Source organism: Streptomyces sp. NPDC052721 (genome assembly GCF_040678315.1).
In the GTDB taxonomy this organism is placed as follows: domain Bacteria; phylum Actinomycetota; class Actinomycetes; order Streptomycetales; family Streptomycetaceae; genus Streptomyces.
The window spans coordinates 32,460-47,609 of the sequence record NZ_JBFATL010000058.1 but is presented as its reverse complement, the minus strand read 5'-3'; the positions used below and the strand labels follow the sequence as shown (position 1 = coordinate 47,609).

Annotated in this window: 14 protein-coding genes and 3 pseudogenes; 8 read left to right on the top strand and 9 right to left on the bottom strand. The window is 73.0% G+C overall.

Going from position 1 to position 15,150, the window contains the following annotated elements:
• Both AB0L21_RS36015 and cpt read right to left on the bottom strand, forming a co-directional pair.
• Positions 1–113, bottom strand: a pseudogene (locus AB0L21_RS36015) (esterase); the annotation flags it as partial.
• A gap of 390 nt (positions 114–503) precedes the next feature.
• Positions 504–1,037, bottom strand: a complete 534-nt coding sequence (gene cpt / locus AB0L21_RS36010; protein WP_365788380.1) for a chloramphenicol phosphotransferase CPT — start codon at positions 1,035–1,037, stop codon at positions 504–506.
• Between the two features lie 130 nt (positions 1,038–1,167).
• Between cpt and AB0L21_RS36005 the strand changes: the two genes are divergently transcribed.
• The gene (locus tag AB0L21_RS36005) at positions 1,168–1,794 is read left to right on the top strand and encodes a hypothetical protein (protein ID WP_365788379.1); all 627 of its coding nucleotides are present in this window, start codon (positions 1,168–1,170) and stop codon (positions 1,792–1,794) included.
• A 19-nt stretch (positions 1,795–1,813) separates the two neighbouring features.
• On the top strand, positions 1,814–2,710 hold the full coding sequence (locus AB0L21_RS36000) for an NAD(P)-dependent oxidoreductase (RefSeq protein WP_365703779.1): 897 nt from the start codon (positions 1,814–1,816) through the stop codon (positions 2,708–2,710).
• Between the two features lie 128 nt (positions 2,711–2,838).
• Here the strand turns inward: AB0L21_RS36000 and AB0L21_RS35995 are convergent, their stop codons facing one another.
• The 4 genes and pseudogenes from AB0L21_RS35995 to AB0L21_RS35980 all read right to left on the bottom strand — a co-directional run bounded on the left by AB0L21_RS35995 (position 2,839) and on the right by AB0L21_RS35980 (position 4,941).
• The gene (locus tag AB0L21_RS35995; protein WP_365788378.1) at positions 2,839–3,486 is read right to left on the bottom strand and encodes a hypothetical protein; all 648 of its coding nucleotides are present in this window, start codon (positions 3,484–3,486) and stop codon (positions 2,839–2,841) included.
• Positions 3,487–3,654: 168 nt separating this feature from the next.
• A pseudogene (locus AB0L21_RS35990) lies at positions 3,655–3,828 on the bottom strand (hypothetical protein); the annotation flags it as partial.
• A gap of 128 nt (positions 3,829–3,956) precedes the next feature.
• Positions 3,957–4,103 (bottom strand): annotated as a pseudogene (locus tag AB0L21_RS35985) (beta-L-arabinofuranosidase domain-containing protein); the annotation flags it as partial.
• Between the two features lie 181 nt (positions 4,104–4,284).
• Positions 4,285–4,941 carry a maleylpyruvate isomerase N-terminal domain-containing protein gene (locus tag AB0L21_RS35980; RefSeq protein WP_365788377.1) on the bottom strand — a complete coding sequence of 219 codons (657 nt, stop codon included), beginning with the start codon at positions 4,939–4,941 and terminating at the stop codon, positions 4,285–4,287.
• A gap of 221 nt (positions 4,942–5,162) precedes the next feature.
• Between AB0L21_RS35980 and AB0L21_RS35975 the strand changes: the two genes are divergently transcribed.
• Together AB0L21_RS35975 and AB0L21_RS35970 are read left to right on the top strand one after the other, a co-directional pair.
• Complete coding sequence (locus tag AB0L21_RS35975; RefSeq protein ID WP_365788376.1) at positions 5,163–5,606, top strand: ester cyclase; 444 nt, start codon at positions 5,163–5,165, stop codon at positions 5,604–5,606.
• A gap of 137 nt (positions 5,607–5,743) precedes the next feature.
• Positions 5,744–6,979, top strand: a complete 1,236-nt coding sequence (locus tag AB0L21_RS35970) for a glycoside hydrolase family 88 protein (RefSeq protein WP_365788375.1) — start codon at positions 5,744–5,746, stop codon at positions 6,977–6,979.
• A 125-nt stretch (positions 6,980–7,104) separates the two neighbouring features.
• Here the strand turns inward: AB0L21_RS35970 and AB0L21_RS35965 are convergent, their stop codons facing one another.
• On the bottom strand, positions 7,105–7,308 hold the full coding sequence (locus tag AB0L21_RS35965; RefSeq protein ID WP_365788374.1) for a hypothetical protein: 204 nt from the start codon (positions 7,306–7,308) through the stop codon (positions 7,105–7,107).
• 148 nt (positions 7,309–7,456) lie between these two features.
• On the opposite strand from AB0L21_RS35965, the gene AB0L21_RS35960 reads away from it, so the two are divergent.
• Entirely contained in the window at positions 7,457–8,101 is a 645-nt protein-coding gene (locus AB0L21_RS35960; protein WP_365788373.1) for an HD domain-containing protein, read from the top strand.
• A gap of 23 nt (positions 8,102–8,124) precedes the next feature.
• Entirely contained in the window at positions 8,125–9,090 is a 966-nt protein-coding gene (locus AB0L21_RS35955) for a GlxA family transcriptional regulator (protein ID WP_365788382.1), read from the top strand.
• A 343-nt stretch (positions 9,091–9,433) separates the two neighbouring features.
• Here AB0L21_RS35955 and helR read toward each other — a convergent pair whose 3' ends face one another.
• A complete protein-coding gene (gene helR / locus AB0L21_RS35950; RefSeq protein ID WP_365788372.1) occupies positions 9,434–11,590 on the bottom strand; it encodes an RNA polymerase recycling motor ATPase HelR in 2,157 nt (718 codons plus the stop codon).
• A gap of 452 nt (positions 11,591–12,042) precedes the next feature.
• Here helR and AB0L21_RS35945 point away from each other — a divergent pair, with 452 nt between their 5' ends.
• Together AB0L21_RS35945 and AB0L21_RS35940 are read left to right on the top strand one after the other, a co-directional pair.
• Positions 12,043–12,219: a hypothetical protein gene (locus AB0L21_RS35945; protein WP_365703764.1), complete on the top strand. Its 177-nt coding sequence runs from the start codon at positions 12,043–12,045 to the stop codon at positions 12,217–12,219.
• On the top strand, positions 12,212–14,413 hold the full coding sequence (locus tag AB0L21_RS35940; RefSeq protein WP_365788371.1) for an FUSC family protein: 2,202 nt from the start codon (positions 12,212–12,214) through the stop codon (positions 14,411–14,413). The genes AB0L21_RS35945 and AB0L21_RS35940 overlap by 8 nt, the downstream gene beginning before the upstream one ends.
• Positions 14,414–14,527: 114 nt before the next feature.
• Here AB0L21_RS35940 and AB0L21_RS35935 read toward each other — a convergent pair whose 3' ends face one another.
• Positions 14,528–15,097 (bottom strand): DinB family protein, encoded by a 570-nt coding sequence (locus AB0L21_RS35935; protein ID WP_365788370.1) that lies wholly within the window; start codon positions 15,095–15,097, stop codon positions 14,528–14,530.
• Positions 15,098–15,150 lie beyond the last annotated feature (53 nt).

Here is a 15,150-nt window from a genome sequence, read left to right as displayed (position 1 = left end):
CGGCCCTCGGCGGGGGGCAGGTCGAACAGGTACGGCGGGTTGGCGGTCGCCGCAGCGAACTCGGCCGCGGCGGGCTCCAGCACCGGGGTCACCGGGGATACGGCATCGGACATGGCTGTCTCCTCGCGTTCCAGGGGGTTCCGCCACGGTAGAACCGCTGGTCTCGGGGCATTCGCCCCTCAGCGCACCGCCGGTATACCCACAGTGCACGGATTCCCCCGCCGCCGCACTCGGGACGCGGTGCGCGCGGACCCCCGGCCGAAGGCCCAGAACCCACGTCTCGCCGTAGCGACCCGGGGACTCCGTGTCTCCGGGCTGTGCGCCTCAAGGCGCTGCGTCGTGAGGCTCCGCGTCGTGAGGCTCCGCGTCTTCGGCGAGGCCGGCGGCCAGGGCGGCCAGCGGGAAGTCCCTGCGGCTCGCGGCGCGTGCGGCGACGAGTGCCAGAGCCGACGGCAGCCGGCCGCACCGGCCTCCGACTCCAGCGCCTCCGACACGTCCGCCGGTCAGCGGACGCGGGCCGCGATGCCCCTCGCGCACATGAGGGACTCGGTGTGGGTGGTGTCCACCTCCAGGTCGTACGACACCCCGTGGTGCACCAGGTCTGCCTGGGCCGCCGCCATGCCCTGGGTCCGGTCTCCCCGGGCGATCTCCCGTGCCGCGGCGACCTCGGCGTCGCACCGCACGCCCACCCACAGCACGTCCAGTCCGGCGAGGGCCTTCCGCCACCGCTCCTGGGAGGCCGCTCCGCCGAGGAAGACGTCGTCCACGACGATCCTGGCGCCCGCGCGAGCCGTCGCCGCGACTCCCTCCATCCAAGCCGCCTCCAGCGCCCGGAAATCCGCCCCGACCCGCACCCCGCCGTCCTCCGCGAACTCGATCCCGCCGTCCGTTCCCTGGAGTTCCGGGGGCAGCGCGTCGACCAGCGAGTCGATGCCGAACACCAGCCAGGGGTCGGGCAGTACGGTTTGCAGGCAGCGCGCGATCCCGGACTTTCCCGCGCTGGAACCACCGTTGAGAAGGATCACCTGAGTCGTCACCCTCCCACCCTAGAGAGCCGTCCGGTCCGGCGGGCACGTCATTGCGCGCCCCGGCCCCGGTGCGCCGTCGTCCCGCATCGGTCCGCTCCTCCCGCCCGGCGAGCCGTTCCCGGACCCGTTCCGCGTCCGGATGTCCGAGCCGGGTGAGCAGGGCGAGGGCCTGTTCCCAGGCGGCCCGCGCGCCCTCCCGGTCACCGGTGGCCAGGTGGGTGTCGCCCATGCGGGTCAGCGTGTCGGCCTCCGGGTACGGCACGCCGAGCGCAGGGCGAGCAGCCGGAACAGCCGGGCGGCGGCGGGCGACACGGCCCGGGTGGACCAGGAAAAGACGGTGAACGACGTCCACGGGGGTGCCGGGCCGGGTGAACGCGTCGAGACTGCCGCCGGCCTCGCGCAGTTCGGCGGCCACGGCCGCCAGCGGGAAGTGCGGGCGTGGGGCGGCGCGGGCGGCCACACAGGCCAGGGCGAGGGGCAGCCCGGCCCCGCCCCTGGACGCCCAGGTGGTGGCCAGGCGCCGGCCGAGGGCGTCCCGGGCCGGCTGTCCTGGACGGCCCGGCAGGACGGCACGCCGGAGGAGCGGCTCGACGTGCTGCACGCCTGGCTGGTGGAAGATCTCCCTGGCGGCCGGGCCCGTATCCTCACCCAGGAGACGCAGATCGGCCGGTCCGCCGCCGAACTGGCCCGGCAGACGCCGAACCCGATGCTGAACGGCGATCAGGCATGGCTGGACGGCCTGGTCCACGCCGCCAGAACCGCATAATCCTCAGGGAGTTGACGTCATGAGCGACAAGCTCACCGTGAGTGTCCTGGGCACCGGCATCATGGGTGCCGCGATGGCCCGCAACCTCGCGCGGGCCGGACACGCCGTCCGCGCCTGGAACCGCACCCGCGCCAAGGCCGAACCGCTCGCCGCCGACGGCGCGCACGTCGCCGGCACGCCCGCCGAGGCCGTCGAGGGCGCCGACGTCGTCCTGACCATGCTCCACGACGGCCCGGCCACCCTCGACGTCATGCGCGAGGCCGCCCCCGCGCTGCGCTCCGGCGCCGCGTGGGTGCAGTCCACCACCGCCGGTATCGAGGCCATCCGTGACCTGGCCGACTTCGCCCGCGAGCACGACCTCGTCTTCTTCGACGCGCCGGTGCTGGGCACCCGTCAGCCCGCCGAGGCCGGCCAGCTCCTCGTCCTCGCCGCGGGCCCGAGCGAGCACCGCGCGGCCGTGGCTCCGGTGTTCGACGCGGTCGGGTCCCGTACCGTGTGGACCGGCGAGGACGGCGCGGCCGGTACCGCGAGCCGTCTGAAGCTCGTCGCCAACAGCTGGGTTCTCGCGATCACCAGCGCGGCCGGCGAGGTGCTGGCCCTGGCCCGGGCGCTCGACGTGGACCCGCAGAACTTCTTCGACGCGATCGAGGGCGGCCCGCTGGACATGGGGTACCTGCGGGCGAAGTCGAAGCTCATCCTCGAAGAGCAGTTGACCCCCGCCCAGTTCGCGGTGGCCACGGCCGCCAAGGACGCCCGGCTCATCGTCCAAGCGGGTGAAGAGTACGGCGTGCGCCTCGACGTGGCCGCCGCGAGCGCCGAGCGCATGGAGCGCGCCGCCGCGCAGGGTCACGCCGACGAGGACATGGCCGCGGCCTACTTCGCCAGCTTCGGCTCCGCCGGCCCGACCCCGCGGTGATGGCCACCCTGCGTCCCACGGCCGGGTCGTCGAGCCGGCCGAGGACGCGGGTCTCACGGACATCGGCCGCATCGCCGCCCACCGCATCGAGGCCGAGCGCCGCCGCGGGCCGCTCGGCGTGGCGGCGGTCACGCGCCCGTCTCGGTGCCCTCCGCCGTCTCCCGCGTCGATTCGCCCGGCACGACGTAGAAGACGGACGTGCCCTGCTTGGTGCGCTGGGCGCCGTTCCTCGCCACGAGGTTCTCCAGCGTGGTGCGGACGACCTTGGTCTGGATCCCGCGCTCGGGATACGCCTGGACCAGGGCCTCGCTGACCTCCGCGGCGGAACGCGGCTCCTTCTGCTCCGCCAGGTGCCGGCGGACGAGTTCGATCAGGGTGGGCTGAGCGGGCTCGGACGGTGACGCCTTCTTGGCCGCAGGTTCCCCGGCGGTCGCCCTCTTCGTCACCGCCTTCGTCGCCGCCTTCTTCGTCACCGCCTTCTTGGCCGCCGGCTTCTTCGCCGCGGGCTTCTTGTCGTCGGCGCGGCGCGGGGCGCCGCTCTTCTTGCGCGGGGCGGGTACGACCGCCCGCCCGGCCGGTGCGGCGAGGCCGAGTGCCTGCTGCATGTTGAGCAGGATGCCGTGGTCGTGCTGCAGGGTGGCCAACTGCTCCTGCAGGACGGCGATTTCAGCCGTGATGCGTTCCTGCTCCTTGAGGTTGTGTTCGAGGTCGTTGGTCACCTGGCTGACGTACTGAGAAGTCAATTCGGTGACGGGCCCGGCGCTTTCCGGCATCATTTCCTCCGCTCCTGACGGTGCGACACCTGGATGATACGGGTGGGTCAACCCGTTTTCACCGTTGGCGAGGCGGCAGCGGCTGACCGACCACCCGCTCCGGGCCGCTACCGGGCGCGCCAGCATACCGCCGGTGAGGGCAGGCGCGAGCCCGGTCGCACAGGCGGGCCGTCACGCCGACGTCACCGGCAGGGTGAGCCTGGCCGGGCGCAGCCCGGGCGCCCGCGCGACAAGGGTGTCGTGGCCCTGCCGCTTGGCCGGGCGGAGGACGGCCAGGGCCCGGCCGTGCCAGGTGTGGCGGCGCGGCTGCCGGAAACTGTCCAGGTTGTGCGGGGTGCCGTTGGCGACCCCGGCGAGCCCCCGCGCCCGACACCTCGAACCGCACCCGCACCGTGGCCTCTTGCACGAGCCGTTTCCGACGGTCCGTCACCTCCACGAGTGCATGGGCCAGAGTGCGGCAGCCGGGTCAGCTTGAGCATGTTGTAGCTGTCGCGGTTCTCGCAGGACTTGTTGGACAACTGCCCTGCGACGGCGTCGGGTTCGTGAAAGGCCTCGCCGTTGCTGTCGCCGCCGATGACGTAGGAGTGGCCCCGCGTGGCCGAACTCTCCGGCGACGGCATCTACGAGACACAGGCCCGCCTCGGCGATCCGCACACGGGCCTGTCACCCGACACCCGCACCTGCACGGCGGACACCCCGGCCGCGGTTACGACCCCCCGTCACCGCTGCCCCGCGCGGGCCCGACCCCGTTCTACCCGCCCTGCGGACAGGTGCAGGCCGGATGAGCCCTGCGCCGCGTGCTCACCCGAGGACCAGGGGCAGTTTCCTGGTCAGTGGGCCGAGCTCGGTGCGCTCGGTGGCGGTCGGGAGCCGGCGTCCCGTTCCGATCCGCAGGACGTCCTGGTCGGACCACGACGGGGGGAAGGGCGCGCCGGCGATCTCCTCCAGCACGGCGCGTGACCGTGCGAGGCACGCGCCGGGGGGTTCCGCCGCGCCCGGGAGGTGCGCGATCAGGTCCAGGTGGTGCAGGGTCCACTCCAGGACGTACGCGCAGAGGTAGTCGCCCACGGTGAGGACCATGTCCTGCGTACGCACCCGCTGCTCCGGGTCGGCCAGTTCGGCCGCGCGCCCGGCCGCCGAACCGACGTCGTCGAGGTGGAACTTCAGCAGCCGTGGCTCCTCGTACGCGGCGGCCAGCCGGACGGTCAGCGCGTCCAGCGGATCGTCGCCGGCCGGCGGGGTGCCGGTGACGTTCCAGTACGTCACCGCATCGTGGGTCGGCTCCGCCGTGGTCGGCGTCACCAGGGTGATCAGCACGTCCTGGGCATCGATGACCAGGTGGCACGCCAGGTCACGGACGAGCCAGCCGGTGCAGCCGGACGGCCGCGCGAAGTCCTCGTCGGGGAGGCCGGCGACCGCCGTGCGCAAGGCCGTCCACGAGCGTGAGAAGAGATCCACGGCCGCAAACTAGCAGGGGGCGGCCCGGCCTTCGACCGCGTTCCCGGCTGCCGGCGGGCTTCGACGCCGGTCACCGGGTTTCCGGCCGGACGGTCCGCCGGGGCACGCCGGGGGTCGCCCGTGTCCGGCGGCCATGTCACATACCGGAGGGCTGTCCCGTCGTAGAGGGCACAGAAGCGAGCACCAGCCCGACGACTCGCGCCGACCCGAGGAGCCACCCCATGGCGACAGCCCAGGAAGCACGTAACAAAGCGACGTTCCGCCGCCTGCAGGACGCCGTCCACACCGGTGACCTGGAGACCGTCTCGAAGACGATCGACGAGATCGTCGCGCCGGACCTGCTGTTCCACGCGCCGGTGCCGATGGGGACGACGGGGGCGCAGGCCCTCAAACGCGTGTGGGAGGTGCTTCTGCGCGCGTTCCCCGACCTGCGTGTCGAGATCGAGGACGAGATCGCCGAGGGAGACAAGGTCGTCTTCCGGAACACGGTCACCGGTACGCACCACGGGGAGTACCGGGGCCTCCCGGCCACCGGGAAGCCCGTCAGGTACAACGAGATCTTCATCCTCCGGTTCGCGGACGACCGCGTCGCCGAGATCTGGGGCGTCGTCGACGTCCTCGCGCAGATGCGGCAACTGGGCATGGTCCCCGGCGATCCGTCCTGAACGGGCGTCCGGAGGGATCTGCTTCCCCGCGCTCGTGTTCATACTGATGAACTCCGCACACATGGGTGTACACGGTCAAGGCCGGTGTGCAAAGCTCAGCCAACTTTCCTAGACCACAGTGGAGTTGGAGGGCGAGCATGAGCGTTTCCCGGCGTGCGTTGCTGGCCACGGCGGCCGGTGCGGCGGCTGCGGGGACCTCCGCGGTGCCGGCCGCGGCCGACACCGCGGAGGACCGGCAGCCGTCAGGAGCGACCCTGCGGACACTGCGCGCGGCGGCGGACTACGCCGTGGAGAAGGTCCGCACCGTCGCGCCCGGTGCGACAGGCTTCCCGGTCGGGACCAAGTTCGAGAAGTGGACGTACTCGCGCAACGGGGACTGGGTGGGCGGCTTCTGGCCCGGAACGCTGTGGATGGCCTGGCTGTACAGCGAGGACGACGCCTTCCGCGCGTGGGCGGTCGAGTCGGCCCGGAACCTGGCCCCCCGGCAGTACGACACGAGCACGCACGACCTCGGTTTCCTCTTCTACCCGTCCTGGGTCACCGCCTGGCGTCTGACCGGCGACGACGAATGGCGGACGGGCGCGATACGGGCGGCCGACTCCCTGATCCAGCGGTACAACCCGCGCGGGAAGTTCATCCGGGCCTGGGGCGCGCTGGCGGATCGCGCCAACGCGGGCCGCGTCATCATGGACACCATGATGAACCTCGATCTGCTGGCGTTCGCGAGCCGGCAGACCGGCGACGACACCTACCTGGACATCGCCGTCGAGCACGCGAGGACCGCGCAGCGCGTCTTCCCCCGCCCCGACGGATCCACCCCGCACGTGTTCGACTTCGACCCGGACACCGGCGCCCCGGTCGGTCCCAACACGGTGCAGGGCTACAGCCCCACCTCCTGCTGGTCGCGCGGACAGGCCTGGGGCATCTACGGCTTCACCACGATGTACCGGCGGACCGGTCACAAGGAGTTCCGGGACACCGCGCGCAAACTCGCCGACTTCGCCATCGGAGCGCTGACCCCGGACCACGTGCCGGTGTGGGACTACCGCGCGCCGCAGCAGCCGCACGACATCAAGGACGCCTCCGCCGGCGCCATCATGGCGTGCGGCCTGCTCGACCTGCACGCGGCGACGGGCAGACACACCTACCGCGAGGTGGCACTGCGGCTGCTCACCGCGCTCGCGGACACCTGTCTGACGAGGAACTCGGCCCGCGCCGACGCGGTCGTGGCCCGCTGCACCCGCAACCGCCCGGCCGAGGACGGCATCGAGGTCTCGCTGCCCTACGCCGACTACTACCTCCTCGAAGGCATCCTGCGTGTGCTCCGGCCCGAGGACGTCCACCGGGCGATCGACCTGTCGCGGCGAGCGTGAGCCGGCGGCGCAGCGGCAGGGGGGAAGGTCCTCGACGCCGTGTTGCCGGCCTGCATCGACCGGGTGCCCGCGAGGACGCGTTCTGAGCCACACCCGGAGCCGCGCCGGCGCGCGCCCGGCTCCGGTCAGCCGGCCGCGTCCGGCCGCCCCTCGGCCAGGGAGGCCAGGAGCAGGGCGCCGTCGCCCAGGACCTCGGCAGGCGCCGGGGAAGAGCATCGCGCCCGGCACCCGGTCCAGGACGAAGGAGCAGCCTCCGAGGGGCCGACGACCGAGCCCGGGTACTCCATGGCGTGCTCCACCGTCACCGTGACCCCGTGGCCGGCGGCCACGCGGCGCCTGCCCGGCCGGCCACGGCGGGGGATGTCCGGATCTGTGGGTTGCCTGTCTCTACGGACATGGTGCCGCCCGCACCCGCGGGACGACACTGAGGTCACAGCGCCGTTGCGCGCATACGACTGGCAAACACGAGGTGCAAAGATGGCTGACGAGTCTGTGGCCGGCGGAGTCACCGTGCCCGACACCAAGCTCGCCCGGGAGGCGACCCAGCTCGTGCGGGACGAGACGAGCGATCTGATCTACCACCACTCGCGCCGTGTCTACCTGTTCGGCGCGCTGCAGGGCCGCCGGCGCGACATCGGCTTCGACCCTGAACTGCTGTACATCGGCGCCATGTTCCACGACCTCGGCCTCGGTGCGCGCTTCCACGGCAGCGGCCGGCGCTTCGAGGTCGACGGGGCGGACGCGGCCCGGCTGTTCCTGCGGGACCACGACGTGCCCGAGGACAGCATCCGCCGGGTGTGGACGGCGATAGCCCTGCACACCACGCCCGGCGTCCCGGAGTTCATGGAGCCCGAGGTGGCGCTGGTCACCGCCGGTGTCGAGTACGACGTGCTGGGCATCGGATACGACGACATCGCCCCCGCCGACCGCGCGGCCGTCGTCGCACTGCACCCCCGCCCCGACTTCAAGCGGCAGATCCTCCACGCCTTCACCGAGGGCGTCCGCGCCAAGCCCGAGACCACGTTCGGCAACGTCAAGGCCGACGTCCTGGAGCACTACGTGCCAGGATTCGAGCGAGGTGACTTCGTGCGGACCATCCTCGAATCGCCGTGGCCGGAGTGAACGCCGCGTGCCGACGGCATGTCGTGGCCGTACTGACCTTCCCCGGTGTCCAGCTGCTGGACGTGGCCGGACCCGCGGAGGTCTTCACGACCGCGAACGCCTACGGGGCGCGGTACGACGTGCGGATCGTGTCCGCCGCCGGAGGACCCGTGACCACCTCCGCCCAGGTACGGCTGGACGTCGTCGACGGTCGGGAGGAGCTGCCGGCGCAACTGGGAACGCTCGTGGTCCCGGGCCGGCGGGACTGGCGGGAGGCTGTCGCCGACCCGGCGCTGGTGGCCGGGACGGCGGCACTGGCCGGGCGGGCCCGCCGCGTCACCTCGGTGTGCGCCGGCGCCTTCATGCTGGCCGAAGCCGGGTTGCTCGACGGGCGGCGGGCCGCCACGCACTGGCGACTGGCCCGGGAACTGGCGCTCGCCTATCCCGGCGTGACAGTGGAGACGGACGCCCTGTTCGTCCGTGACGGCAACGTCGTCACCTCGGCCGGAGTGACCTCGGGCATCGATCTCGCCCTGGCCCTGGTCGAGGAGGACCACGGCCCTGACGTGGCCCGCGAGGTCGCGCGAGAGCTGGTGGTCTTCATGGCGCGCCCGGGTGGTCAGTCCCAGTTCAGCGCGCGCCTGACCCTGCGCGAGTCCACGCACCCCGTCGTCCGGCAGGTCATGGACTTCGTCGGCGCGGATCCGAGCGCGGGCCATGACCAGACCGCTCTGGCGCGCAGGGCCGGCGTGAGCGTGCGTCACCTGAGCCGGCTCTTCCGGGCGCACACCGGCATGACGGTCGGGCGCTACGCCGACTCGATCCGGCTCGAAGCGGCCCAGGCCCTCCTGGAAGCGAGCGGCGAGCCCGTCGACACCGTCGCGGCGCGCGCCGGCTTCGGCTCGGCGGAGGCCATGCGGCGGGCCTTCCAGAACGCACTGGGCATCTCACCGACGGTCTACCGGGCCCGCTTCCGTACGACCGCCCCCGGGGGAGCCCTGAAGCCCTGACGCCGTCGCGCCTGCGTGAGACGAGCCCGTTCAGGAAGTGGGTCACGCCGAAGCAGAGCGCGGAGGCCAGCGCCACCGCCTCACCCACGGGCACTCCCCACCGACGGCGGGAGACCTTCCCGGAACGGCGGGACATCAGCGCACGGAGCCATACCGACGGCCCTACCCGGAATCCTGGTGATGATGACGGCTCGCCCGCCGCGACGGGCCTTCGGGCTCAGGAGGTACCGGCCGCGCAGCGGGCCGCCGCCGCCTCGTTCGGCCGGGTCGGCGAGGTCCCGTACCTCATCGAACCGCGGCGTACCGAGCTGCCCGAACCGACCCCTCTGTGCGGCCCCTTGAGTCAGGGGCTCGTCAGCACGACCAGTTGCCGGGTCGCCCGGGTCATCGCGACATAGTGGTCGACCGCTCCTTCGACACCCTCGCCGAACTTCTCCGGGTCGACGAGGACGACCAGGTCGAATTCGAGTCCCTTCGACAGTTCCGGCGTCAGGGAGCGGACGCGGGCGGCCGGCCGGAAGGCGGGATCGCCGATGACGCAGGCGATCCCGTCGGCGTGTGCGGTGAGCCAGGTGTCGAGGACCGTGCGCAGCTTTGAGACCGAGCCGTGGACGACGGGGAGGCCACTGCTGCGGATGGACGTCGGCACGTTGGCGTCCGGCAGCACCGCCCGGATGACCGGCTCGGCCTCCGCCATGATCTCCTCCGGCGTCCGGTAGTTGACGGTCAGGGACGCCAGGCGGATCCGGTCGAACCCGACCCGGGCGAGCCGCTCCTGCCACGACTCCGTGAACCCGTGCCGGGCCTGGGCGCGGTCCCCGACGATGGTGAAGCTCCGGGACGGGCACCGCAGGAGCAGCATCTGCCACTCCGCGTCGGTCAGTTCCTGCGCCTCGTCCACGACGATGTGCGCGAAGGGCCCGGCGAGCAGGTCGGGATCGGCGGCGGGCAGGACGCTGTCGTCGACCAGGGAGTTCCGCATGTCCTGCCCGTGCAACATGACCAGCACCCCTTCGCCGTCGTCATACGTGTGGGCTTCCAGCAGGGTGTCGACGACCCTGTCCATGCGCTCGCGTTCGGCGGCGACTGCGGCGGCGTGGCGGCGCTGTCGCCGGGCCGCCTCCGGGTCGCCGAGCCGCTGCCGGGCCGCGTCCAGGAGCGGCAGGTCGGACACCGTCCAGGCCTGGGCCTCCGCGCGCTGCAACAGCCGCACCTCCTCGCGGCTGAGCCACGGTGCGCACATCCGCAGATAGGCCGGTACCGACCACAGGTCTCCGACGAGGTCGGCCGCCTCCAGCAGCGGCCACGCGCGGCCGAAGGCCGTGAGCAGGTCCCTGTTCCGCCGCAGCGACCTGCGCAGCAGTTCGGGCGAGACGTCACCGTCGTGCTTGTCCACCAGGATCGTGAGCAGTTCCTCCCACACCTGCTCGCGCGCCTCGTTGTGCGGAGTACCGGGTTCCGCCGCGTCGAACGCCACGGCCCAGTCGTCGGCGCCCAGCCGGATGTCGGACCAGTGCGTGGTGACCGTCATCCCCTCGGCCGGCGGCTCCTCGTAGAACCTGACGGCCTTCTCGATCGCCCTCACCATGTCCGCGGACGCCTTCAGCCGGGCCACCTCCGGATCGGCCTCGGCCACGGCCCCGGCGCCCTCGGCGACCAGGTCCCGCAGAGTGCAGGTCTGCACGCCCTCCTCGCCGAGGCCGGGCAGGACGTCGGCGACGTAGGCCAGGTACGGCCGGTGCGGACCGACGAACAGGACGCCGCCCCGGCGGTGACCCAGCCTCGGGTCGGAGTGCAGGAGGTAGGCGGAGCGGTGCAGGGCGACGACGGTCTTCCCCGTACCCGGACCGCCGTCCACGACGAGAGCGCCGCGCGAACCCGCCCGGATGACGGCGTCCTGGTCGGCCTGGATGGTGCCGAGCACGTCCCGCATCCGCGGCGACCGGCTGGCGCCCAGACTGGCGACGAACGCGGACTGGTCGTCCAGCGCGGCGTGCCCCACCAGCCCGTCCGGGGTGAACACCTCGTCCCAGTAGTCGGTGATCCGGCCATCGGTCCAGCGGTACCTGCGGCGGCTCACCAGACCCATCGGGTTGGCGTGGGTGGCCCCGAAGAACGGCTCGGCCGCGGGGGACCGCCAGTCGACCAGCAGCCGGCGGCCCGCGCTGTCCGTGAGCCCCAGCCGGCCGACGTGGACGGGCTCCTCGCCGTCCGCGCCGACCATGCGTCCGAGGCACAGGTCCAGTCCGTACCGGCGCAGGGTGCGCAGGCGACCGGTCAGCCGGTGGATCTCGGCATCCCGGTCCATCGCATGCCGGCCCTTGCCGCCCGGGGCCCTGCGCTCGGCGTCGAGACGGTCGGAGAGTTCGGCGATCGACTCCTCAAGACACTCCGCGATGGCCGCGAAGTGCCGCTCGTCGTCGGCGATCAGCGCCGGGTCGGCCTTCGCGGCGAGGCGGTCGGGGAGGTCGAAGACACGGGTGGGCAGCGGAAGTTTCACGTCAGGGGCTCCGTTGTGAGGCTGGGTGGCCGCTCTGGGCTCAGGTCGCCGGATCAGTTCGAGAGGTTCGGGTCGCCGGGCTCGGCTGCCGCCCACGGCACCTCCGCGCCGAGTCCCCGCAACCGCGCCGCGGGTCCCGTCAGGAGTTCGACGTCCCCACGCGACCCATACGTTGACAAAAGCACACGCACTTCGTGAATCACCTATTTCCGCAGCTTCCTGGCCTCGGTCGGCAATTCTGCGGTACACCGGGGGCCTTGCCGCAAGCCCCCCGGTGCGCTATAAGTTGAAAGTGGCAAGGAGCGGGTGACTCCTTGCCTTTGTTTTTTCGGCCCCCTGTGCCGCTGTTCCGGCGGCTGCCCAGGCGACGTCGTGGCTCTCCGTGCCCACCCGGGCCACATGGCCGTCCGGGCGGACCTGCCGAGGTCCGGGGCTCGGGTGCCGCTGAGCGGGTGCAACTGACGACGGACGCCGTCACCGGCGAGGCCACGCTCGACCATCTGCCCGACGCCTGGGACGAACGGACGCGGGAGATCGTCCGCCCTGCTCTGCCCGCCCACCGGGAGCGCGCCGCCCTGGTGGCCGGCACCCACCCCGCGGCGAGGTGCCGGATGCCCCACGGTGGGTGATTCTGTAGGGGTGTGGGGTGAGCGAGGTGCCCGGCTCCCGGCGGCCTACGCCGCCTCCGGCCGCCGTGCGCTGCGCGTGACACTCGTGGCCGCGGTCGGCTTCTACGCCTTCCGCTACGGCTTCGACCGGCCCGTGGCGGCGACCTACGCGCTGTTCACCGTCGTCGCGCTGGGCGGACTGGCCAGGATCCCCGGTACCGGGCAGCAGCGCGCGGCGGTGATGGCGCGCCTGCTCCCGGTGTGCTGGGTGCTGGTGGCCGCCGGCACCTATCTGTCGGTGCGGACCTGGAGCGCGGTCCTCGGCATGCTGGTGGTCGGCTTCACGCTGGCCTTCGCCGCCGTCGGCGGACCCCGCCCGGCGGGCGCGGCGCCGGGCCTCCAACTCCTCTACATCCTCCCCTCCTTCCCGCCGTACGACCCGGGCTCCCTCGGCGACCGGCTGATCGGTACGACGACCGGGCTGGTCCTGTTCGTCGCGGCCGAGACGCTGCTCTTCCGGGAACCCGCTCCCCTGTCGTACCGGGAGCGGGCCGCCCGGGCGGCGGTGGTCGCCGAACGGTGCGCGGCGAAGCTCGCGGCACACCGCGGTGCCCTGTCCGGCACCGACATCCTGGCGGCCCAGGAGGCGAGCCAGTCGCTGCGACCGCTCAACGTGCCCGAGGCGGAGCGGCCGGCGGGGCCCGACGTACGCGCTCGCGCCCTCGCCCACACCGGCCTGGCCACCCGCACCCTGCTCGGCAGACTGGCCGGGCTGCCCGCCCTGCCGGAGCGGGGCACGGCACCCGAGGTGACCGCCGTACTCGGGGCGGTGACGCGCATGGCCACGGCGACCACGAGCTGTCTACGGGCCGGGACGTCCCCCGTGGCACAGCAGAAGGAGCTGACCGCGGCACGCGCGGAGCTGTCCGCCCTGTCCGCGGGCCCTCCCACCACCCCGGCCGACGCCTGCCTCCCGCCCGCCGTGCTGCGCTGCCACGCCGCCGTGCTGGAGATCGCCGACGCGGCGCTGGCCATGGGAGCGGCGGCCGATCTGGCGGTGCGGGGCCGGCACGCCTCGGTGGAACTGCAGCCCGGCCGGTTCTGGTACGCCACCACCTGGGCCCCCGTCCTGTGGTGGCACCGGCTGCGCGGTCACGCCGGCCGCCGGTCGGTGTTCTTCCAGAACGCGGTGCGCATCGCCCTGGCCCTGACGGCGGCCCGGCTCGTGGCCGGGGTGGACACGCTGCCGCACGGCTTCTGGGCGATGCTGGCGACGCTCACCCTGACCCGCACCACCATGGGCGGCACCTGGAGCACCATCCGCCTGGCGCTCGTCGGCACGCTGGCCGGGGCCCTGCTGAGCGCCGGTCTCCTGATCCTCGTGGGCTCCGACACCACCGTGTACGCCGTCCTGCTGCCACTGTGGATGCTGCTCGGCTTCACGGTGGGGCCGGTCAGGGGCATGGGGTGGGCGCAGGGATTGTTCACCGTGCTCGTCGCGCTGGTCTTCGCGCAGCTGGCACCGCCGACCTGGCGGCTGGCGGAGGTCCGCGTGCTGAACGTGCTCATCGGCAGTGCGATCGGCGCGGTCTTCGGCGTGCTGGCCTGGCCCCGGGGCGGCCACGCGGAGCTGCGCCGCACGGCGGCGGAACTGCTGCGCAGGGCCGCGGAGATCGTCGTGGCCACCAGTGCCTCGGTGGCGTGCGGCACGGTGTCGCCCCCGCTGTCCAGGGTGCCCCACCACCGGTGCCTGCAACGTGCCATCGCTCTCACCGAGTCCGCGTACGCGCAGGTCCAGAGCGAGCCGACGCCGCCCTTCGGAGGCGCCGGGCGCCGGGTACCGCCGCCCGCCGTGGACTGGCAGGCGACGCTGATCGCCGGGCATCACACCCTGTGGGGATCGGCACGGCTGCTGGAGCCGCCGCTCACCCCGCTGAGTCCGGCGGCGGCCCAGTCGGCCGGCATGCTGGGGGAGCGGGTGGCGGGCCGGATGCTGCTGGTCTCGGCGGCGCTGGACCCGGGAGACGACACCCCCGTCGCGGCGACACCGCTGATCGATCCGGTCCTCCCCGGTCTCACCGCCGAGCCGCCCGGTGCCCCCCGCCGGTACTACGCGACGGTGGCATGGCTGAACGCCCTCATGACCGACCTGACACGCATCACGTACGCCGTCCCGTGGAACGTGCCGGCGAAGACCACGGCGGACACCTCCTGAGCCGGGCCCCTGGCGGGGCGCACGGGGAAGGGGAAGCCGTGCGTCGGCTCGCTCGGCACCGAAGCCGTCACGCCGCACGCCCCGCGGGACCTCGCCGGGCGAGGACGGCCCCGGTCACTGGCCCACCCGGCCGTCGACGCACTCACGCAGCAGATCGGCGTGTCCGCAGTGACGGGCGTACTCCTCGATCCGGTGCACCAGCAGCTCGCGCACCGCGATCCTGTCCTTCCCCAGCCGCTCACCCAGGTCCGGGTGCTCGGCCAGCGCGGCGTCGGTCGCGGCCTGTTCGCGCGCCAGATCGGCATACGCGGCCTCGATCACGGCCTGCTCGGCGACGGCACCGTTGAAGTCCCCGTCGGGCTCGCCGTACAGCTTCGGCAGCGGATCACCGTCGCTGATCCAGCCGCGCCAGTCCCGCTCCACCTCGGCGAGGTGGCGCAGCAGGCCCAGCAGCGACATGGTCGACGGCGGAACCGACCGGCGGGCCAGCTGCTCCGGGTCCAGGCCCTCGCACTTCATCCGCAGGGTCGTGCGGTACCCCGTCAGGAAGTCCTCCAGCGTCGCGAGCTCCCCCTCCGGACCGGCTCCTTCGCTGTGCCGGGGGTCGTCTGCGGGGTCGACCCACATGTCGGGGTGGACGGTTGCCTGGCTCCAGCGTGCGGGTTGCTCACTCATGCGTGCCATGTTCGTCCGGCCGGGCCGGAGTTCGCCAGTCGTTTCTCCCGGGGCGGCGGTGA